The following is a 20,758-nucleotide window of genomic DNA, read 5'->3' on the forward strand; positions in this document are numbered from 1 at the left end:
AAGGAAGCACTCATCATGTCCAACGAAAACCCCCTGTTGATCACGCGTCACGGCGCCGTTATGTCCATCAGCATCAATGACGCACCGATCAACCGAATGAGCTTCGCTTTCATCGACGCTCTGGAAGCGGCGGTTGAAGAGGCCGCCACCGATTCAAGTGTACGTGCCCTGCTTTTCACGGGGGAAGGCGAGGCCAATTTCTCCGTTGGCATGGACCTCAAGGAGGCGATGCGCGAGGTTCCAGCCCGCGGTGGTTGGGACACCGTGCTTGACCAGCGCCTACGTGTTCTGGCGCGCATCGAGTCCCTGGGCAAGCCGTCGGTTGCCACTATGTTCGGCTACTGCCTGGGCGGCGGGCTCGAATTGCCCCTGGCCTGCCATTTCCGTCTTGCCGCCGATACTGGCACGCAGATAGGTCTGCCCGAGATGGATCTGGGAACCGTGCCGGCATGGGGCGGTTCGGTGCGTCTGACTCGCTGCATTGGTCGTGACAACGCGCTCGATATGGTGTTGCGTGCCCGCAGGATTGACGGTCACGAGGCCTTGCGCATGGGGCTGGTGCGTTCCGTTCATCCCGTCGCCGAACTCAAGGCAGCAGCGATGGCGCTGGCGCAGGAACTGGCTGAGAAGGCGCCACTGGCCGTGGACGGTGTACTGCGCTGTATCCTAGGCGCCGACGAGAGGACACTGGACGAAGGACTGCGTGTAGAGCGCAAGGCTTTCCTGCACTGCGCGGCGAGCAAGGATCAGGCTGAAGGTGCACGCGCCTTCTTCGAAAAGCGCAAGCCGGTATTTACGGGGAATTGACCTTATGAGGGGTGGCCACTCCCGGTCACCCCCTGTTGCTGCACATTTCGATCATTAAGTTGTCAGTTACGGTCATTGAGCAGCCGCGTCGCGACTCTTAGTCTGTCGAACATGACTGACGGGGGCCGTAGAGCTCCTGCACTTTCCGTGATCGATCGATGTGGAGTTACCGATGACCGCCGCTCAATACCCGCACCTGTTGGCTCCGCTGGACCTGGGTTTCACCACGCTGCGCAATCGCACCCTGATGGGTTCGATGCACACGGGCCTTGAGGAGAAACCGGGTGGTTTCGAACGCATGGCGGCGTACTTTGCCGAACGTGCCCGTGGTGGTGTCGGCCTGATGGTCACCGGCGGTATCGGCCCGAACGACGAAGGTGGCGTGTATTCCGGTGCGGCCAAGCTGACGACCGAAGAAGAGGCGCTCAAGCACCGTATCGTCACCCGTGCCGTTCATGACGCGGGCGGTAAAATCTGCATGCAGATCCTCCACGCCGGTCGTTATGCCTACAGCCCGAAACAGGTTGCACCCAGCGCCATTCAAGCGCCGATCAACCCGTTCAAGCCCAAGGAGCTGGACGAGGAAGGCATCGAGAAGCAGATCAGCGATTTCGTCACCTGCTCGGTACTGGCGCAAACCGCCGAGTACGACGGTGTGGAAATCATGGGCTCCGAAGGTTATTTCATTAACCAGTTCCTCGCCGCCCACACCAACCACCGTACCGACCGCTGGGGTGGCAGCTATGAAAACCGCATGCGCCTGCCGGTGGAAATCGTTCGCCGCGTGCGTGAAGCGGTCGGCCCGAACTTCATCATCATTTTCCGTCTGTCGATGCTCGACCTGGTCGAAGGCGGCAGCACTTGGGAAGAGATCGTTCAACTGGCCAAGGCCATCGAGCAGGCCGGCGCGACCATCATCAACACCGGTATCGGCTGGCACGAAGCGCGGATTCCGACCATCGCCACCAAAGTGCCGCGTGCGGCGTTCAGCAAGGTCACTGCCAAGCTGCGGGGTTCGGTGAATATTCCGCTGATCACCACCAATCGCATCAACACGCCGGAAGTCGCCGAGCAAATCCTGGCCGAGGGCGATGCTGACATGGTGTCCATGGCGCGGCCATTCCTCGCCGATCCGGATTTCGTCAACAAGGCCGCTGAAGGTCGTGCCGATGAAATCAACACCTGCATCGGCTGCAACCAGGCCTGCCTCGATCACACCTTCGGCGGCAAGCTGACCAGTTGCCTGGTCAACCCGCGTGCCTGCCACGAAACCGAACTCAATTACCTGCCCGTGCAGCAACCGAAAAAAATCGCCGTGGTCGGTGCCGGCCCTGCCGGTTTGTCCGCCGCGACCGTGGCGGCCGAGCGTGGCCATCAGGTGACGCTGTTCGATTCGGCCAGCGAAATCGGCGGTCAGTTCAACATCGCCAAGCGCGTTCCGGGCAAGGAAGAGTTCTTTGAGACTATTCGCTACTTCAACCGCAAGCTGCAGACCACCAATGTCGAGGTGTGCCTGAACACCCGCGTCGACGCGGCACAGCTGGTCGAAGGCGGCTACGACGAGATCATCCTGGCCACCGGCATTGCGCCGCGCGTGCCGGCCATTCCTGGCGTGGAAAACGCCAAGGTGCTGAGCTACCTGGATGTGATCCTGGAGCGCAAACCGGTCGGCAAGCGTGTTGCGGTGATTGGTGCCGGTGGTATTGGTTTCGACGTTTCCGAGTTCCTCGTTCATGAAGGTGTCGCCACCAGTCAGGATCGCGCCGCGTTCTGGAAGGAGTGGGGCATCGATACGCACCTTGAGGCACGCGGTGGTGTCGCCGGTATCAAGGCCGCACCTCATGCGCCGGCCCGCGAGGTGTTCCTGCTGCAACGCAAGAAGTCCAAGGTCGGCGACGGCCTGGGCAAGACCACCGGCTGGATCCATCGCACGGGTCTGAAGAACAAGCAGGTGCAGATGCTCAACAGCGTTGAATACCTGAAGATCGACGACGAAGGTCTGCACATCCGCATCGGCGAAACCGGCGAGCCGCAGGTGCTGCCAGTGGACAACATCGTGATTTGCGCCGGGCAGGACCCGCTGCGTGAATTGCATGAAAGCCTGGTGGCGGCGGGGCAGAGCGTGCACCTGATCGGTGGCGCGGACGTCGCGGCAGAGCTGGATGCCAAGCGGGCGATCAATCAGGGTTCGCGGTTGGCGGCGCAGTTGTAACAGACAGGTCTGTGGCGAGGGAGCTTGCTCCCGCTGGGCCGCGAAGCGGCCCCAAATCGGTAGGTCCGGTACATCAGAAGTATCGAGTGTTCCGGGTTTGCGCCTGCTGCGCAGGCGAGCGGGAGCAAGCTCCCTCGCCACAAACCAGGTGATAACATGCCGGCTCTTCACCCAGAGCCGGCATTGATGCTTCTCCCTCCCGATACCTGGCTACCCCAGGCTCCCCTCGAACCCCTTCAACTCGACTGGCTCACCCACGCCGGTATCGAAGTGGCGATCCTGCGTCTGGACCGGATCGACCCGCTGATCAGCGGCAACAAATGGTTCAAGCTCATCGAACACCTGAAGATCGCCGACCGCGCGGGGGCCGAAGGCATCATCAGTCTCGGTGGCGCGCACTCCAATCACCTCCACGCGTTGGCGGCGGCGGGCCAGCGTTTCGGCTTTGCCACCGTCGGCCTGTTGCGTGGGCATCCTCAGGAAACGCCGACCGTGAGGGATTTGCAGGCATTTGGCATGCAGTTGCACTGGCTGGGTTACGGCGGCTATCGGGCGCGACACGAGGCCGGTTTTTGGCAGCCATGGCAAACGCAGTATCCGACATTGCATCCGGTGCCTGAAGGTGGAGGCGGATTACCCGGCGCACGAGGGTGCATGCAGTTGCGGGCGCAGGTTTGTGCGCAACTGACTGGATCAGGCTGGAGTGATTACGACGGCTGGTGGCTGGCCTGCGGAACCGGCACGACCCTCGCGGGGCTGGTGCTGGCCGAAGCCGGTGATCATCCGGTTTACGGGGCGCTGGCGGTGCCTGACGATCATGGGGTGGCGCAGCAGGTCGAGCGGATCGTGCAGGAGGCGGGAGTGGTCGATGCGGCGTATGAGCTGTTTGAGGCCAGTCGCGGCGGCTTCGCGAAGGTCGATCCGCTGCTGCTTGAGTTCATCGAAAAGACCGGGCAGGCCAGCGGCATACCCCTGGAACCGCTGTATACCGGCAAAGCGCTGCTGGCACTCAAGCAACAAGTCGAAGCGGGCCGATTCGCCCAAGGTACACGACTGATCTTCATCCACACCGGCGGCTTGCAGGGGCGGCGAGGGTTTGATTCACAAACCTGAAACGCACCGCAGATCAATGTGGGAGCGAGCTTGCTCGCGATGAGGGCATTGCATTCAGCACATTTGTCGACTGACATACCGCCATCGCGAGCAAGCTCGCTCCCACATCTCGGGTTGCCGTCAAGTTCAGCTATCGCGGGTTTCGCCTTTGGGCATCATCCGCAGCAAGGTGTTATCGCCCACCACATAATGGTGATACAGCGCGGCCACGGCATGCAGGCCGATCAGCCAATAGCCGATAGTGCCGCCGAGCTCGTGCCATTCCTGGAGTTGTTTGGCCAGGTCCTTGTTTTCCGCGATCGGCATCGGCAGGTCGAAACCGTAGAACATCACCTGGTTGCCTTTGGCGCTGGTGACCAGCCAGCCGAGAATCGGCGTAACGATCATGAAAATGTACAGCGCCCAGTGCATCAGCCTGGCCAGCGTCGTTTGCCACGGCGGCGAAGCGGGGAAGACCTGCGGCGCCGGGCCGAGACTGCGTGCGAACAATCGCAGCCAGACCAGGACGAATACGGTCAGGCCGAGCATGAAGTGTGATTCGACGATCAGCGTGCGCCCGCCACTGCCCTTGGGAAAGAACCCGCGAAACTCGATACAGGCATAAACCAACGCCAGCAGGACCAGCATCAACCAATGCAGCGTGATCGATACGGTGCTGTAGCGCGACTCGGAGTTTTTCCACGGCATACGGTGTTCCTCAGAGGTCCGGTTTAAAGCCACCGCTCTTGTCCGACGGTGTGCCTTAACTGTAATCCTGTTTCACCGGGTTTGCCTGAGGTGATCGATTGCTCGTTGCTCTGGATCAGGTAATTGACGGCAAAAACACATCGGCCCCTGTAGGAGCTGCCGCAGGCTGCGATCTTTTGATCTTCAGGTCCCCAATGACGCCGAAAATCAAAAGATCGCAGCCTGCGGCAGCTCCTACAAGGGCGGTGCGGTTTTTAGCTCGATTGCGGCATTTCGCCGTTGGCCAGGCGCTTGTTGATGTCAGCGATCACCTGCGGCAGATCGGTGATGGTGTCGATCATGTAGTGCGGGCGCGAATCTTCGAACATCCCATGGATGCGCTTGCGCTCGCTGTCCAGTTGGTCGCTGCCCAACGCGCGATAACCTTCGTAATCCAGGCCCAGGGCGTTGCCCGAGCAGATCAGCGCCACGGTCCACATGCCGGCGCGGCGACCTTCGAGAATGCCCGGCACGGTGTCATCGATCTTCACGCACGCGGCGACATCGTCAATGCCCAGGGCGATGACGTTGGCCAGCGCCTGGGCCGGCCATGGGCGGCCATTCGGGACTTCGTCGGTGGCGACCACGTGATCGGCCACATAGCCGTTGGTGGCAGCCAGTTCGACCACCTTGTCCATGACCTGTTTCGGATAGCCGGAGCAGGAGCCGATCTTGATCCCTTGCTCGCGCAGGTTGGCGATGGTCTCCAGAGCGCCCGGAATCAGCGCCGAGTGTTCGGCGATTTTTTCGATCTGCAGCGGCATGAAACGCTGGTAGATCGCGGTGACGTCGTCGTCGGTCGGCGTGCGGCCGAAGACTTTGCGATAACGCTCGGCAACTTCCGGCAGATCGCACAGGGTGCGGATGTGGTCCCACTTGCCCATGCCCATCGGGCCACGGGCTTCTTCGATGGACACCTGGACGTCGAACTCGGCGAACGCCTCGACGAAAATCTGCGTCGGGGCGAAAGAGCCGAAGTCGACCACGGTGCCGGCCCAGTCGAGGATGGCGGCCTGGAGTTTGCTAGGGTTGGAGTAGTTCATGGTGATCAAATTCCTTGGAAACTGGCGGATGAAGAGCAGCTTTGGGTGGGAGCGGGCTTGCTCGCGAAAGCGGTGTGTCAGCCGACATCCATGTTGAATGTCAGTCCGTCTTCGCGAGCAAGCCCGCTCCCACAGGGGAATGCGGTGTGATTTAGATCTCCAGCACTTCCATCTCGCGCAACACTTCGCCAATCGCGGCCACGGCTTGGCGCATCTCGTCCGGTTGCACATGCCCGATGCAGCCGACGCGGAAGGTTTCGACCTGGGTCAGTTTGCCGGGGTAGAGGATGTAACCCTTGGCCTTGACCCGCTCGTAGAATTCCTTGAACTGGTAGCGAGGATCTTTCGGGGCGTGGAAGGTGGCGATGATGGGCGCCTGAATGGCCGCCGGCAGGAAGCTGCGCAACCCCAGGTTGCCCATCTCTTCCATGAGTGCCTGGCAGTTGGCGGCGTAGCGTTCGTGCCGGGCCGGCAAGCCGCCTTCTTCGTTGTATTGCAGCAGGGCTTCGTGCAGCGCCGCGACCACGTGGGTCGGCGGGGTGAAGCGCCACTGGCCGGTCTTGGCCATGTAGGCGTGCTGGTCCTGCAGGTCCATCGCCAGCGAATGCGAGTTGCCGGCGGCGCTGGCCAGGGATTCTTTGCGAGCGAAGACGAAGCCCATGCCAGGCACGCCTTCCAGGCATTTGCCCGAGGCGGCGATCAGGGCGTCGAACGGCACTTGTTGCGCGTCCACCGGCAAGGCACCGAAGGAACTCATGGCGTCGATGATCAGGCGCTTGCCGTGTTGTGCAACGACCTGGGCGATCTCCGGCAGCGGATTGAGGATGCCGGTGCTGGTTTCGCAGTGAATCAGGGCGACGTGGGTGATGCCGTCGTCGGCGCGCAGCAGGCGGTCGACGTCGGCGGCGGTGGTCGGTTCGTCTTCGGCGGTCTCGAAGGTGCTGAAGGAACGGCCCAGCACTTCGCAGATTTTCGCCAGGCGTTTGCCGTAGGCGCCGTTGATCAGTACCAGAACCTTGCCATCGCGAGGCACCAGGGTGCCGATCGCTGCCTCGACGGCGAAGGTGCCACTGCCTTGCAAGGGCACGCAGTGGTGGGTGGCGGCGCCGTTGACGATCGCCAGCAATTGCTCGCAGAGGCTGGCGGTCAGTTGATTGAAGCGGTCATCCCATGAGCCCCAGTCGATCATCATCGCCTGACGGGTGCGGGCCGAAGTGGTCAACGGGCCGGGGGTGAGCAGGATGGGTTCGGCAGCACTCATTTTCGTGTCCTCGCAATCGATGGGGTGAAGCTACGGGGCTTAAATTGCAATTTGCCGTGCTATCAATCAAATTGTTTGTTGTTATGCCAGTCATCAGTGAGGGTTATTCATGAACCTGTTTCAGCTCCGCGCCTTCGATGCGGTGGCCCGGGAGGGCAGCTTTACCCGGGCGGCGGCGCGGCTGTTCATCAGCCAGCCGGCGGTCACCGGGCACATCAAGGCGCTGGAAGAGCACTATCAGATCACCCTGTTGCGCCGCACCGCCCGACGGGTGGAACTGACGGAGGAGGGCACCAAGTTGGCGGCGATCACCCGGGCGATGTTCGGCCTGGCCGAAGAGGCGCAGGTGATGCTCGAAGCCAACCGGCAATTGCTGACGGGGCGCCTGGAGGTGGCGGCGGACGGTCCGCACATGGTCATGCCGATGCTCGCCAGCCTGCGCGCGCGCTATCCGGGGATCACGGTGAACCTGCGCCTGGGCAACGCCCAGGAAACCCTGGCGGCGCTGCTGTCCGAACATGCCGACGTGGCGGTGCTGACCGAAGTCGAGCCGCGCAAGGGCTTGCATTTGCAGGCGCTGAACGAATCACGGATTTGTGCGCTGGTGCCCGACGGGCACCCTTGGGCGCAGAAGACCAAAGGCGTGCAGCTCAAGGAACTGGATCAGGTGATCATGGTGCTGCGCGAACCGAGTTCGATTACCCGGCGCACCTTCGATGAGGCTTGCGCCCAGGCCATGGTCAATCCACGGGTGCTGCTGGAACTGGACAGCCGCGAAGCGGTGACCGAGGCGGTGGCCGCCGAACTGGGGGTAGGGGTGGTGTCGTCGGTGGAAGTCAGCCACGACCCGCGAGTGGCGGCGGTGCCGATCATTGGCGAGGGGTTGGTGAACCGGCACATGATCGGGTGCATGGAGCGGCGCCGGGATTTGCGGTTGATTCAGGCTTTTTTGGGGTTGGCGTCAGTCAGGTAGACCGCGCCGCCTGCATTCGCGAGCAAGCCCGCTCCCACATTTGGAATGCATTCCCCTGTGGGAGCGGGCTTGCTCGCGAAGGGGCCGGTCCTGCCTACACAAGACTCTCGCGAACCATCTCAAGAAACGTCGCCACGATTCGCCGCGAACTCTGCTCGCGCAAGCACACCAGCGTTTCAGTCAGCCGCCGTTTGCAATCGGTAATCGGCAATGAGCAAACCCGTGAGTCGGCGCCGAACTCGGCCGCCGACACCACGCCGATGCCAATCCCGACCACCACCGCTTCACGCGCCGCTTCCCGGCCTTCAACCTGGATCGCCGGACGAATGCGGAACCCGGCGCCGGCCATTTCCTCCTCTAGGGTCTGGCGCGTCACCGAACCGATTTCCCGCAGTACCAGCGGTGTGTCATCGAGGTCGGCGAGGGTGATGGATTCACGGTCGGCCCACGGATGATTGCGCGACACGAACGCCACCATCGGGTCATTGCGCAGGGGCAGGGAGATCAGGCGTTCGTCACTGACGTCACGGCCCAGCAACGCCAGGTCGGCCTGATAGTTGAACAGTCGAAACAGCGACTCATCGGTGTTGCCGGTTTCGATCTTCACGCTGATGCCGGGGTAGCGTTCGCAGAATCGGGCAATCTGCGGCAGCACGTGCACCGGCGCATCCACCGCCAGAATCAGGCTGCCGGTCTGCAGGGCCTGGGACTCCTGCAGCAGTTCCTGGGCTTCGGCTTCAATCACAAAAAGCCGCTGGGTAACGCTCAGCAGGCGTTCGCCCAGATCGGTCAGGCGCACCGAACGCTTGTTGCGGTGAAACAGCAAAACACCGTAGCGCTCTTCAAGTTTGCGCACTTGGTCGGAAATCGCCGGCTGCGTCAGAAATAGCCGCTCGGCGGCTTTGGTAAAGCTTCCATGTACCGCAACGGCATGGAACGCTTTGAGTTGGGCGTGGGAAACCGACATCGATATCTCCAGTAACAAGCAAAGCTTATTTTGGAAATACGATAAATCGATTTCACTTATTAAACAGTAATTGTTTTTATCACTCTCAGCCCCGCTGACCGGTCAGTCGAACCGCAGCGGGTGCCATGAGCCTGGGCGTGCGAAACAGGACTCATCTGACCGGTATCCGCCGTAGGGACAGGGCGATATCGCAGTGCTCAACAATAAAAAAACAGGCGTTTGCTTCCAATTCTGCCGGCACACTCACACCCTGAGGTCAGAACCACAATGAACCAGCACATCGGCACCATCAAGCGTTGGCGCGTGCAGATCTTCGCGATCACCTGGCTCGCCTACGCCGCTTTCTACTTCACCCGCAAAGCCTTCTCGGTGGCCAAACTCGGCATCGCCGAAGACCCGACCTTCATGCTCGACAAAATGGCCATGGCCAACCTCGATGCCATCTACCTGACGGCCTACGCCGTGGGGCAGTTCACCTGGGGCATCCTGGCCGACCGCTTCGGGCCGCGGGTGGTGGTGCTCGGCGGGTTGCTGATTTCCGCGGGTGCGGCGCTGGTGATGGGCAATTTTGCAACGTTACCGATTTTTGCTACCTGCATGCTGATACAAGGCCTGGCGCAGTCCACCGGCTGGTCGGGATTGTGCAAGAACCTGGGCAGTTTCTTTCCCTCCGAACAGCGCGGTCGGGTATTGGGCCTGTGGAGTTCCTGCTACGCCTTTGGCGGGCTCGTGGCCTCGCCGTTTGCCGGCTGGTGGGCGTATACGCTCATCGGCACCTGGCATGCGGCGTTCATTTCCAGTGCGGCGGTGGTTGGGCTGGTCGCCGTGCTGTTTTTTATTTTCCAGCGCAACAAACCTGAAGACGTCGGCTTGCCGGCGGTGGAGCCGGAGCCAGAGCTGACCGCTGAAGAAACCCTTGCCCAAAGCAAAATCAGTATCTGGGAGCCACTCAAGGAAATCCTGCGCAACCGCACGGTACTGGTGCTGGGGCTGGCGTACTTCATGCTGAAACCGGCGCGCTACGCGATTCTGCTGTGGGGACCGGTGATCGTCTTCGAACAGATGCCTTCGGTGGGCAAGGTCGGTGCGGCGATCATTCCGACCTCGTTCGAGCTGGCCGGGCTGCTCGGGCCGATCATGATCGGCCTGGCCTCGGACAAACTGTTCGGCGCCCGGCGCATGCCGGCTTGCGTACTCAGTCTGTTGGCACTCACCGTGACCCTGGCATTGTTCATGGGCGCCCTGCATACCGGCAGTGTGGTCCTGGTGGTGGCGCTCTTGTTCGTCATGGGCCTGACCCTCTACGGGCCGGACTCGATGATCAGCGGCGCGGCGGCGATCGATTTCGGCACGGCCAAGGCCGGTGCGACGGCGGCCGGGTTCGTCAACGGTTGCGGTTCCGTCGGGGCGGTGCTCGGCGGATTGCTGCCGGGTTACTTCGACTCGGTCACCGTGTTCATTGTCTTCGCCGGCTGCGCGCTGTTCTCGGCGCTGGTGCTGATCCCGCACTGGAACAGCCGCCCCAACGGCCTGAAAACCAACCATCCCTGCGTGCCCAACCGGGCGATGAACATCAAACCCCTGCGTACCTGAATCCTGTTCCTCGTCGCCGATGTGCATCATCGGCGGCGGTTACACCGGGCTGTGGACCGCGATCATGCTCATGGACGGTGGAGCAGCCAGTCGAACAGCAGGCGGGTATCGCCCCGGGGTTCACGGGACTGTGGGTTCAGAGGTCGTGGCCGAGGGCCCAGCGCCGTACAGAGCACCGGGCGATCCGGGTCACTGTCGAGGAAAATCACCTGTACCTCACTGCCCGCCACGGGCAAGCGGGAGGGATCGATCCAGTCCTCGGCGGTGGTCAGCGCCAAGGGCAACCACAGGCCGCTGGACAACGACTCTGTGGCGGAATCTGTGGCGGGCCAGAGGTTCACCCGAATCCGGCCATCCTCGTCCACTGTCGGCGGCTGTCCGACCGGGCCGCACACCTGGCCGGGCTGATACCCGGGAATGCTCGGCCTGGGTTGTTTAAGCGCGGGCCTGAACACCGTCGACCAGGGGATGGCGCTGAATTGATTGCGGTAACCCAGGGCCATGCCCGCTGAGTCGTCGAGCAGAATTGATGGCTGCCCCCCCTGATGGCTTGTTTCGGTCACCAGCCATTGATCATTGAAACTCGCCAACGGATGCCCGGCCACCTGCACGATCCGTCCGCTGCGTAATGCGCCCAGGTTGCTTTGACCGTGGATCTGCAGGTGCCGGCACCGCAGGCGTTCCAGTTGTCGCCGGCTGAGCTGGTCGCGATGTTGTTGTTCGCGAGCGAGAACCGGTCTGGCCGTGGTGAACGAGTGATTGGCTGCGCCGTCGCTGATGTCCGCTGCACCAGGATTGCTCGCACCCTGGCGCACAGGGGGGAGCGAGGCATCATGGCGCTGGAACAGTTCGCTGATCACGGGTTCGTGATCGTCGACTGCGTCGCTGCGCAGCGACATGAGCAGCGGCTCCTGGGGGAAACTCAGGCTGTCATCGGCCAATACCAGCACATGGCCGTCGCGTTGATGCTCGAAGTGGTAGTGGATGCCTTCTTCCTCGCACAGTCGGTGCAACAACGCCAGGTCGGTTTCTTCGTACTGAATGCAAAAAGGTCGCACGGGATAGTGCCCGGTTGCCAGTTCAAAGCGATAGCTGCTGGCGGGCAACCCATGTTCCTCGAGCAGCTGGTGCAGGATCATGGGCACGCTGGCGCGCTGGAAAACCCGTCGGCGGCGTCGCTGCTCCAGCGCCTGGAGACGGGACACCAGCACCAGTTTGTAAGCGACCCGGTGTGCGCTTCGATGTTCACACCCGGCGCTGTGCAGCACGCCATGTATGCCTTGGTCGTGGCCAAACTCGAGAAACGCCGGCTGGTGCAGTAATCGTTCAAGGTTCAGGGCCGGTGCCAGCCCGATAACCTCGATGTCAAATCGATAGGGCTGGTTGAGTGCGTCATGACCGCTGAACCGGACCACCTGGAAACTCAGGTCGTCATCGAGAAGCGTCAGGGTGGTGGGACTTTCCTTGTCGTTGTGCATCTAACACGCTACCGCCGTGAAGTAGGGTGCAAAGCGTACGAAACCCCGGCGCATTGCGGGTACGGTAAAGCGACATTTCCGAATCGCCCTACAACCGCTGGTGAAGATGTCGATGCCAGTCGGGATTTTTTGGTCGATTGCCAACTTTAGGCCGTATAAACTTGTGCAAAGCGTCGGCCAATAGATGTCTCGGCGCCACAGATGCCACAGATAAGAGAGTGAGAAATGGGCGCACAGTGGAAGGTTAAACACAAAGAAGCGGCAGCCAATGCCAAGGGCAAGATCTTCGGCAAACTGGTGAAGGAAATCACCATCGCTGCGCGCAACGGCGCTGATACTGCTACCAACGCACACTTGCGTCTGGTGGTTGAACAGGCCAAGAAAGCTTCGATGCCCAAGGAAACACTGGATCGCGCCATCAAGAAGGGCGCGGGCCTCTTGGGCGAGACCGTGCAGTACCATCGCGTGACTTATGAAGGGTTCGCCCCGCATCAGGTGCCGTTGATCGTCGAGTGCGTGACCGACAACATCAACCGCACCGTTGCCGAGATCCGCGTGGCGTTCCGCAAGGGCCAACTGGGCGCTTCCGGTTCGGTAGCCTGGGACTTCAACCATGTCGGCATGATCGAAGCGTCGCCGGACACCCCGGACGCCGACCCGGAAATGGCCGCCATCGAAGCCGGTGCGCAGGATTTCGAACCGGGTGAAGAGGGTGCAACCCTGTTCCTGACCGAACCGACCGACCTCGACGCGGTACAGAAAGCCCTGCCGGAACAAGGCTTCACCGTGCTGTCGGCCAAACTGGGCTACCAGCCGAAAAACCCGGTCAGCGGCCTGAGCGACGAGCAGATGGCGGAAGTTGAAGCCTTCCTCGAAGGCCTCGATAACCATGACGACGTGCAGGACATGTTTGTCGGGTTGGCGGGTTGATCTGATTCGCCAGTGACACCGTCATCGCGAGCAAGCCCGCTCCCACAGGTTTAGCGCTGTCCCTGTGGGAGCGGGCTTGCTCGCGAATGACCGCGCAGCGGTCACAGATTTTTCAGTTGCTCCACGACTTCGCTAAACCCCGGCCGCGCCAGCACCTGCGGCTGACAGCAACGCCGCTCCAGATCTTCCAGCACCCCACGCCGTTCATCGCTCAACCCCGAGTCGATCCGCGCCAGCAATTCCCCCAGCAACACCCCGAACGCCCGCACTTCGATCCGCTGCAAGGCACGGCTTTCCAAGGTGTCGGAAGTCGCATGGAACGACGCCGCGCCAAAGTCCCCCAGCAAGCAATCTCCCTGCTCATTCCACAGGATATTGTGCCCGTAGAGGTCGCCGTGGGTGATGCCATGGCTGTGCAGGTGTTCGGCCACCGAGGCAATGCCCGAGGCAATGCGCAGCGCCACGGTCGCACTGAAGCGCAAGTCGTCGGGGTAGATGTCACGGCTGCACGACGCCAGGCTCGGCAGTCCGGCGAGGTTGCGGTAACACGGTGCGATCAGTTGCATCACCAGCCCGGCGGTTTGCTGCGGGTGATCGATAATCCGCCCTTCGACGCGGATCAGGTTCGGGTGCAGGCCGGCGGTGATGCAGGCGTTCATCTCGTGCAGCGGTGAACCATCGCTGGTCATTTCGCCCTTGTAGAGCTTCACCGCAACGGCCATGGGCGGCTGCTCAGCCGGTTGCCAGACCGCCTGATGGATCACCCCGGACGCCCCTTCGCCGAGCTTTTTTTCCAGGCGCAATGCCGACCATTCAATGCGCGGTGTCGCGTCGAGGGCCGCGGCGTCGGCTTCGGTTTCCAGCGGGTTACCGGCGTACGCCAGCCAGGTCAGGCTCGGCAATTCCAGCAACCATTGCGGCAACTCGGTCAACTGGTTGGCGGCGATGCGGATCAGCTCCAGCCGATGGCACTGACGCAACGACTCCGGCAGCGCGTGCAATCGGTTGCCGGCGAGCATGAGCTTTTGCAGATATGGGCGCTCTCCCAACTCACTCGGCAGCGTCTCGATGCAGTTGTCGGTCAGGATCAGCCAGCGCAGCAGCGGGGGCAGTGCCGCAGCGGGCACATGGGCGATGCGGTTGGCTTTGAAGCCGATCATCGTCAGTGCGGCGCATTGGCCCAGGCAGGCCGGCAACTCGGTGAAACGGTTATCGGAGCAGAACAGCACGCGCAGACGGGTCAGGCGATGCAAGTCTTCCGGCAGGGCGCTCAAGGCATTGCCGCTGAGGTTGAGTACTTCCAGCGAGTCCGCCAGATCGAAAATTTCCCGAGGGAATTCCGTGAGGTCGTCGACCAGATCCAGCCGCGTGATGCCTGACAACTCGCCGGCACGCAATTGAGCAAGGGTATGCATGAACAGATTCGCCATTAGCCAAGGGGAGGACGCGTGGCCCTGGAAAGGGGCGACATGATAGCGGGAAAGATGTGGCGACTGTCAGGCCGCCTTCGCGAGCAAGCCCGCTCCCACACTGGATCTGTGCCACGACAAAAATCCATTGTGGGAGCGGGCTTGCTCGCGAAGAGGCCCTTCAATACAACAAAATAATATCGCTCAGGCCGGCTCGCTGACTTCAACCAGTTGCCCCAGTCGACTGCGGGTGCGTGCCAGATCAATAGCATCGCCGTCCAGGCTTTCGCGCAAGGCGTGCTGCCCGAGCAGCGTCAAGTGCTTGTCCTGATCGTAGAGCACGTCGATGAGGTTGATGAAACGTTGCTGGGCGGCCATCGAGCACTCACCGAGTCGCGGCAGGTCATCGATGATCCAGTGATCGAAGCGGCGGCACAACTCCAGGTAGTCCATCACGGCCACAGGCTGGTCGCACAGGTCGGCGAAAGTAAAGCCGATGCGGCGCTCATCGCATAGACGCGCCTGGAAATGCCGTGTGCCCACGGGGAGCGACAGGGGTGGGGCGCCGCGATCCGGCAGATTCAAAGAGCGCCGCTGCACCGCGCTGGCCGGCCACACATAACGGCCTTGGGTGAACAGCTGTTGCGCGTGGCTGCGGACCTGGCTGCGATAATCGTGCGGCCCGCCGACTTCCATCACCTGCATGCGCGCATTGATCAAGTCGATCACCGGTTTGAAGCGGGCGTGGTACAGCGGATTGGGCAACAGGCCTGCGGGCGGGTAGTTGGAGGTGACCAGCAACAGGATGCCACGCTGGAACAGTGCCTTGAACAAGCGGGTGATGAGCATCGCATCGCCGATGTCGTGCACATGGAACTCATCGAAACACAGCACCCTGCAATCGCTGAGCAGGGCATCCAGGGTGATCGCCAGGGCGTCGGGATGATCGCGATGCTCGAACATGCCCTGGTGCAGTTGGGCGAAAAACTGATGGAAGTGCAGGCGATGTTTTTGCGCAAGGGGAACGGCGCGGAAAAAACCGTCGAGCAGCCAGCTCTTGCCGCGCCCTACGGCGCCATGCAGGTAAAGGCCCGGAAGGGTTTGCGTCGAAGTGCCTATCAACAGACAAGCATGTCGGGCCATACAGTCGATCACGCGTTGCTGGCTGTGACTGAGGGTGTAGCCCCGGGAATGGGCCTGGTGACGAAAGTAGTCGTGGATAACCTCGCTTGCCTCGGCGCTGCCGGCAGCCGGTGTCTTGCCGAGAAGACGACGCAACGATTGCCAGCGCGATTTGATTCGCGAACGATTGGGCGGTGAAACGGCCACTGAGATGTCACCTCTGGTGTGCGGGCAGGCTCCCTGAGCTGCGGCGGCATAGTGTAACCAGATGAGGGAATTTGCCTCCAGCTGTGTCGGAATATTCCGGGCCACCGTAACCGGGTTCTAAGGGAGCACCGCAAACCCTGTGGGAGCGAGCTTGCTCCCACAGAGGGGGATCAGAACTGAGTGGTCTGCTTGAGCATCTGCGCTGCCGCTGTGTCCGCCGGGCTGACCATCGCATAGTTGTAGCCACCACCCGACCAGTACTCGGCCTGCAGGTCTCCATCGCTACGGCTGCCACGGGGCAGCAGGAAGTTTTTCGGTCCTGGCGGGCGCACATAGAAACTGATTTTCTGCCCGCCCTGATTCTCGTAGACCACCATCGCTGCCGGGCCTTGCTCGGTACTCAGCAAACGCCCGCTGGCCGGCTTGAACCCGGCATCCGAGAGGTCGGGCAGGCGATTGGCCCGGGTGAAGTAGCGGTCGAGCCAGCCTTGCATGTCACCGTCGTCGTCGGCCTTGTAATCCGCCGGCAGGATGCCTTGCTGGGCAATCAGGCGATACGCCTGCAGGGCATCGGTCATTGGAAGCTGGGGGCTCGCGAGTGTCATCTCCCGTGCTTGCCAACCGCTGAAACCGCCGACGCTGACCGCGATGAGCAATACCGCGGCGCTGGCCAGGTGTCGACGGGATTGGCGTTTGAGGCGTTGGCGTATCACCGCCGGATCCAGGTCCGGGTTCGACGGTTGTTGGAAGGCGCCACTCAAGGCCGCGCGCAGTGTCTGCGCATCCTGCTGCCAGGCGCGCACTTGCGCCGCCACCTGCGGGTTACTGGCCAGGAAAGTCTCCACCAGGCGCCGGTCGGCCTCGCTCAGTTGGTGGTCGACGTAGGCGTGCAGGTCTCGCTCGCTGGGGGGCATGCTGATCATTTGAGTCTCCGCAGGGATGGGCGGTTGATTTCGCCATCGCTGAGTTGGCGCAGGGCCTGGCGAGCCCGGGACAGGCGGGACATCACGGTGCCGGTGGGGACGTCGAGAATCTCGGCGACCTCTTTGTAACTCAAGCCTTCTACCGAGACCCAGAGCAGCAGCGCGCGTTGTTCGGTGGGCAGTTGATCGAAGGCATTGAGGGTCGATTGGGCAATGACCGTGCGCTCCACCGAGGGCTGGGCATCGTCACGCCCGGTAAAAAAGTCGAGCATGCGCGCGTAGCGCCGGGAGCGGCGGTGCGCATCGAGAAACTGCCGATACAGAATCGAGAACAGCCAGGCGCGCAAGTCGCCCTCGGCGCGTTTGCCAGCCCACCTCGACAGCGCCCGCTCCAGGCTCGCCTGCACCAGGTCGTCAGCGCTGCTCGGGTTGCGCGTCAGCGATACGGCGAACCGTCGCAATCCGGGAATGATTTCTCTGAGTTGTTCGTCGATATCGTTCATGAAGTCCTGACTAGTCACTACGCTGGACAGTGGACCAGGAAGACGCTCGGTATTCGAGGTTATTCCACGTCAGAAAAAATAAATACCGCGCGTGGGAATAAACCTGTGTGCGGTTCGTCTGCTTGATTCTTCTCACTTGTGGCCGATGGCCCTGGAGTCTTTCATGGTAGATCGATCATCACCGCCCACCCGGCCACCCTTGAGTGCAGGGAGCCTGACGTTGCGTCTGGCTGGCATTGCCGTGGTCGTTGCCGCACTGGCCGGGGCATTTGCCTACGTCAACGGCACCTTCGACCCACAACGCCTGACCCCGAAGAAACTGATCAACGTGCTGGAAACCAACAACGGCGTGCACCCGGGTTTCCGCCGCAACCATTCCAAAGGCGTGTGTGTGATCGGACATTTCGAAAGCAGCGGTGAGGCGCGCAGCTATTCCACCGCTCAGGTGTTCAATGAGGCGCAGACGCCGGTGGTCGGGCGTTTCGCCTTGCCGGCCGGAAACCCCTACGCGCCGGACAGTGCCGTGCCGATCCGCAGCATGGCCTTGCGCTTCACTCAGGCCAACGGCCAGCAGTGGCGCACCGGGATGAACAGCATGCCGGTGTTCCCGGTGGGCACGCCCGAGGCGTTCTATCAATTGCAAAAAGCCCAGTCGCCAGACCCGGCCACCGGCAAGCCGGACCCCAAGGCGGTGCCCGCATTCTTTGCTTCGCACCCGGAAGCGGCGCCCTTCCTGGCCTGGATCAAAACCGCCAAGCCGTCGGCCAGTTACGTGACCGAAAACTACAACAGCGTCAATGCGTTCTACCTGGTCAACGCGGCGGGTCAACGCCAGGCCGTGCGCTGGAACATGGTGCCTCTGGCCCAGGACGCACCCGGGGCCACGGCAGCTGAGGGCGGTGATTTCCTGGAGAAAGACCTGGTCCAGCGAATCGCCGCCGGCCCGTTGCGCTGGCAACTGAACATCACCCTGGCCAACCCCGGCGATCCGGTGAACGACGCCAGCAAGGCCTGGCCCGAAGGACGCAAGGTGTTGAACGCTGGCACGCTGGTGCTTGAAAAGACTCAGCCGCAACTCAACGGCGAATGCCGTGACATCAATTACGATCCGCTGGTGTTGCCTGCCGGGATCGAAGGTTCCGACGACCCGTTGCTCGCCGCCCGTTCAGCCGGTTACGCCAATTCCTACCTGCGTCGCACCAGCGAAGTCAGCCAGTTGCCCGCCGCCAAGCAGGAGGTCCAGCAATGAGCACCCAACCGAACCACTTCGCCCCGCTGGCGCGCCTGCTGCACTGGCTGATGGCGCTGATGATCATCGCCATGCTGTTTATCGGCGCCGGCATGGTCGCCTCGGTGTCCGAGCGGCATGAATGGCTGATCCATTTGCACAAACCCTTGGGGGTCGCGATTTTGCTGTTGGTGATTGTGCGTCTGGTGGTGCGTTTCTCTACCACGCAGCCACCGCTGCCGGCGGACCTGCCGGGTTGGCAAGCGCTGGCGGCCAAGGCTTCGCACGTCTTGTTGTACGCACTGATGCTGGTCTTGCCGCTGCTGGGCTGGGCGATGATTTCGGCATCGGGCGAACCGGTGATGCTCAGCAGTTCGTTGCAGCTGCCGTCGATTGTGTCGGCGAATGCGCAGCTGTTTGCGTTTTTGCGCAAGGCGCACGGGTATCTGGCGTACCTGCTGTTTCTGACCGTGTTGCTGCATCTGGCGGCTGCGTTGTTTCACGGTTGGGTGCGGCGTGATGAGGTGCTGGACAGTATGTTGCGGGGTAAGGATCGCGGTTAATCACCGCCTGAAAAAGATCGCAGCCTTCGGCAGCTCCTACAGAGGTACGCCGATTCCTGTAGGAGCTGCCGCAGGCTGCGATCTTTTGATCTTGAAGGGTGATCAGCGCAAGGTATCGACCATATCGGCGAGCGTGGTTAGCACATCCTTGCCCAACTGCTTCGAGCGCTTGCCCGACCAGCCCGTCAACGGATTCGGATGGTCGTCATGATCCTTGAACGGCATTTCCAGGGTCAGCGACAGGCAGTCGTACTTCTGGCCGACGCTGTTGCAGGCCAGCGTCATGTTGGCCTGGCCCGGTTCGTCGCGGGTGTAGCCGTACTTGGTCTGGAAGTCCTTGGTGGTGTGCTTCAGATGACTGCGGAAGTGCTCCTCGAGCTTTTCGATCCGTGGCGTGTAGCCTGGATTGCCTTCGCAGCCGGCGGTGAACACGTGAGGGATTTCCTCGTCACCATGGACGTCGAGAAACATATCGACGCCGTACTTTTCCATCTGCTGCTGAACGAACAGGACCTCCGGGCTGATTTCCTGGCTGGCGCTCTGCCAGGCACGATTGAGGTCCTGGCCCATGGCGTTGGTGCGCAGGTGGCCGTGGAAGGCACCATCCGGGTTCATGTTCGGCACCAGGTACAGGTCGGCGCTGGCCAGCAGTTTGTTCAGCACAGGGTCGTCGTGTTTTTCCAGGCGTTCGATCACGCCTTCCATGAACCACTCGGCCATGTGTTCGCCCGGATGTTGCTGGGCAATCATCCACACCTTGCGTCGACCTTCGGCCCCGGTGCCTTTGCGCAACAACTGGATGTCACGGCCTTCGACGCTTTTGCCGGTGGCCAGCAGTTCGGTACCGGCCTTGCTCAGCGCCTGCTCGATCAGCCAGTCGTGACGGCCACGGCTGTAGGGTTCGAAGTAGGCGAACCAGGCGTGGGTCTGCTCGGCTTCGAGGCTGAAACGCAGGCAGTCGCCTTCGAAAATGGTGGGTACGCGGAACCAGTTGACGTGATCGTAGGAGGCCACCGCCTGATAGCCGGTCCAGGCCTTGTTATAGGAGGACTGGCTGGCATTGTTCAGGCGAAACCAGTGCTCCTGGCCGACATGCAGGCCGCTGGCCTTGAAGTGGAACCACTGGAAATGGGCGCTGCGGGTGTCCGGGCGAATGGCCAGAAGCGGTTTGAGCGGATCGCTGATGTCGATGACTTGGATGTTGCCGCTGTCGAAGTTGGCACTGATGTCGAAAGAGGATTTGGCCACGGTCATAATCGGGTCCTGAATATGATTTTTATCGCGGCTACTTTACACGCAAGAGAGGGGTGAAACCGAGGGAAATTGCGGGTTGCAGGGGTGGGGGCGTCCTCCTTGACGCCGACGCAGCTTAGAAGCTATGCGATTGATTCTCAAGTGCTATCTGTCGCTGGTTTGAACCAATGATGCCGGGCTTCTCTTGCCAACTGGAATTCTTTTGATATCATCCGCGCCATCGAATTTGCGGCACCCAAAGACTTCATTAGCCTGAAGCCAAAGCCAGAAAAAACTGGCAAAAAAAAAGACCCGGCAAAAAGCCGGGTCAAAAACCGTGATTAGCCTGATGAGGAGATAGTCCAGGAGACCGACCTAAGGTCACCTGGTCCATCGACTGATCTCGCGATCAGTTGATGCAATAATAATCATTCTCGTTTACGGGTCAAGCGTTTTTATCTGCGCGA

Annotated in this window: 18 protein-coding genes; 8 read left to right on the forward strand and 10 right to left on the reverse strand. The window is 61.5% G+C overall.

The window, feature by feature from the left end; genetic code table 11:
• Positions 1-15: 15 nt before the first annotated feature.
• The 3 genes from AC07YV_RS12825 to AC07YV_RS12835 all read left to right on the forward strand — a co-directional run bounded on the left by AC07YV_RS12825 (position 16) and on the right by AC07YV_RS12835 (position 4,132).
• Positions 16-807: an enoyl-CoA hydratase/isomerase family protein gene (locus AC07YV_RS12825; RefSeq protein ID WP_102700633.1), complete on the forward strand. Its 792-nt coding sequence runs from the start codon at positions 16-18 to the stop codon at positions 805-807.
• Between the two features lie 172 nt (positions 808-979).
• Positions 980-3,019: an oxidoreductase gene (locus AC07YV_RS12830; RefSeq protein WP_102700634.1), complete on the forward strand. Its 2,040-nt coding sequence runs from the start codon at positions 980-982 to the stop codon at positions 3,017-3,019.
• A gap of 186 nt (positions 3,020-3,205) precedes the next feature.
• Entirely contained in the window at positions 3,206-4,132 is a 927-nt protein-coding gene (locus AC07YV_RS12835; protein ID WP_102700679.1) for a 1-aminocyclopropane-1-carboxylate deaminase/D-cysteine desulfhydrase, read from the forward strand.
• A 126-nt stretch (positions 4,133-4,258) separates the two neighbouring features.
• Here the strand turns inward: AC07YV_RS12835 and AC07YV_RS12840 are convergent, their stop codons facing one another.
• The 3 genes from AC07YV_RS12840 to AC07YV_RS12850 form a co-directional block, all read right to left on the reverse strand.
• Entirely contained in the window at positions 4,259-4,819 is a 561-nt protein-coding gene (locus AC07YV_RS12840) for a cytochrome b (RefSeq protein ID WP_102700636.1), read from the reverse strand.
• A 254-nt stretch (positions 4,820-5,073) separates the two neighbouring features.
• On the reverse strand, positions 5,074-5,901 hold the full coding sequence (gene phnX / locus AC07YV_RS12845) for a phosphonoacetaldehyde hydrolase (protein WP_102700637.1): 828 nt from the start codon (positions 5,899-5,901) through the stop codon (positions 5,074-5,076).
• 151 nt (positions 5,902-6,052) lie between these two features.
• Complete coding sequence (locus tag AC07YV_RS12850) at positions 6,053-7,162, reverse strand: 2-aminoethylphosphonate--pyruvate transaminase (protein WP_102700638.1); 1,110 nt, start codon at positions 7,160-7,162, stop codon at positions 6,053-6,055.
• Between the two features lie 109 nt (positions 7,163-7,271).
• On the opposite strand from AC07YV_RS12850, the gene AC07YV_RS12855 reads away from it, so the two are divergent.
• Positions 7,272-8,135 carry a LysR substrate-binding domain-containing protein gene (locus AC07YV_RS12855; RefSeq protein WP_102700639.1) on the forward strand — a complete coding sequence of 288 codons (864 nt, stop codon included), beginning with the start codon at positions 7,272-7,274 and terminating at the stop codon, positions 8,133-8,135.
• 94 nt (positions 8,136-8,229) lie between these two features.
• On the opposite strand, the gene AC07YV_RS12860 is transcribed toward AC07YV_RS12855, so the two are convergent.
• Positions 8,230-9,102 (reverse strand): LysR family transcriptional regulator, encoded by an 873-nt coding sequence (locus AC07YV_RS12860; RefSeq protein ID WP_102700640.1) that lies wholly within the window; start codon positions 9,100-9,102, stop codon positions 8,230-8,232.
• Between the two features lie 267 nt (positions 9,103-9,369).
• Here AC07YV_RS12860 and AC07YV_RS12865 point away from each other — a divergent pair, with 267 nt between their 5' ends.
• A complete protein-coding gene (locus tag AC07YV_RS12865; protein ID WP_102700641.1) occupies positions 9,370-10,695 on the forward strand; it encodes an MFS transporter in 1,326 nt (441 codons plus the stop codon).
• Between the two features lie 68 nt (positions 10,696-10,763).
• Here the strand turns inward: AC07YV_RS12865 and AC07YV_RS12870 are convergent, their stop codons facing one another.
• Positions 10,764-12,173, reverse strand: a complete 1,410-nt coding sequence (locus AC07YV_RS12870) for a type VI secretion system Vgr family protein (protein ID WP_102700642.1) — start codon at positions 12,171-12,173, stop codon at positions 10,764-10,766.
• 225 nt (positions 12,174-12,398) lie between these two features.
• On the opposite strand from AC07YV_RS12870, the gene AC07YV_RS12875 reads away from it, so the two are divergent.
• Positions 12,399-13,103: a YebC/PmpR family DNA-binding transcriptional regulator gene (locus AC07YV_RS12875; RefSeq protein WP_056854673.1), complete on the forward strand. Its 705-nt coding sequence runs from the start codon at positions 12,399-12,401 to the stop codon at positions 13,101-13,103.
• Between the two features lie 101 nt (positions 13,104-13,204).
• Here the strand turns inward: AC07YV_RS12875 and AC07YV_RS12880 are convergent, their stop codons facing one another.
• From AC07YV_RS12880 to AC07YV_RS12895, 4 genes are all read right to left on the reverse strand, one after another.
• Positions 13,205-14,518, reverse strand: a complete 1,314-nt coding sequence (locus tag AC07YV_RS12880) for a leucine-rich repeat-containing protein kinase family protein (protein ID WP_102700643.1) — start codon at positions 14,516-14,518, stop codon at positions 13,205-13,207.
• A 198-nt stretch (positions 14,519-14,716) separates the two neighbouring features.
• Positions 14,717-15,841 carry a cell division protein ZapE gene (gene zapE, locus AC07YV_RS12885; RefSeq protein ID WP_102700644.1) on the reverse strand — a complete coding sequence of 375 codons (1,125 nt, stop codon included), beginning with the start codon at positions 15,839-15,841 and terminating at the stop codon, positions 14,717-14,719.
• A gap of 170 nt (positions 15,842-16,011) precedes the next feature.
• Positions 16,012-16,764, reverse strand: coding sequence for an anti-sigma factor family protein (locus tag AC07YV_RS12890; RefSeq protein ID WP_102700645.1), 753 nt, complete (start codon positions 16,762-16,764; stop codon positions 16,012-16,014).
• Complete coding sequence (locus tag AC07YV_RS12895) at positions 16,761-17,267, reverse strand: sigma-70 family RNA polymerase sigma factor (protein WP_102700646.1); 507 nt, start codon at positions 17,265-17,267, stop codon at positions 16,761-16,763. Before AC07YV_RS12895 ends, AC07YV_RS12890 begins: the two co-directional genes overlap by 4 nt.
• A 163-nt stretch (positions 17,268-17,430) precedes the next feature.
• On the opposite strand from AC07YV_RS12895, the gene AC07YV_RS12900 reads away from it, so the two are divergent.
• Together AC07YV_RS12900 and AC07YV_RS12905 are read left to right on the forward strand one after the other, a co-directional pair.
• On the forward strand, positions 17,431-18,516 hold the full coding sequence (locus AC07YV_RS12900; RefSeq protein ID WP_102700647.1) for a catalase family peroxidase: 1,086 nt from the start codon (positions 17,431-17,433) through the stop codon (positions 18,514-18,516).
• A complete protein-coding gene (locus AC07YV_RS12905) occupies positions 18,513-19,058 on the forward strand; it encodes a cytochrome b (protein ID WP_007976988.1) in 546 nt (181 codons plus the stop codon). Before AC07YV_RS12900 ends, AC07YV_RS12905 begins: the two co-directional genes overlap by 4 nt.
• A gap of 102 nt (positions 19,059-19,160) precedes the next feature.
• Here the strand turns inward: AC07YV_RS12905 and AC07YV_RS12910 are convergent, their stop codons facing one another.
• On the reverse strand, positions 19,161-20,312 hold the full coding sequence (locus AC07YV_RS12910) for a M14 family metallopeptidase (protein ID WP_102700648.1): 1,152 nt from the start codon (positions 20,310-20,312) through the stop codon (positions 19,161-19,163).
• Between the last annotated feature and the right edge of the window lie 446 nt (positions 20,313-20,758).

Source organism: Pseudomonas sp. GW456-E7 (genome assembly GCF_059424105.1).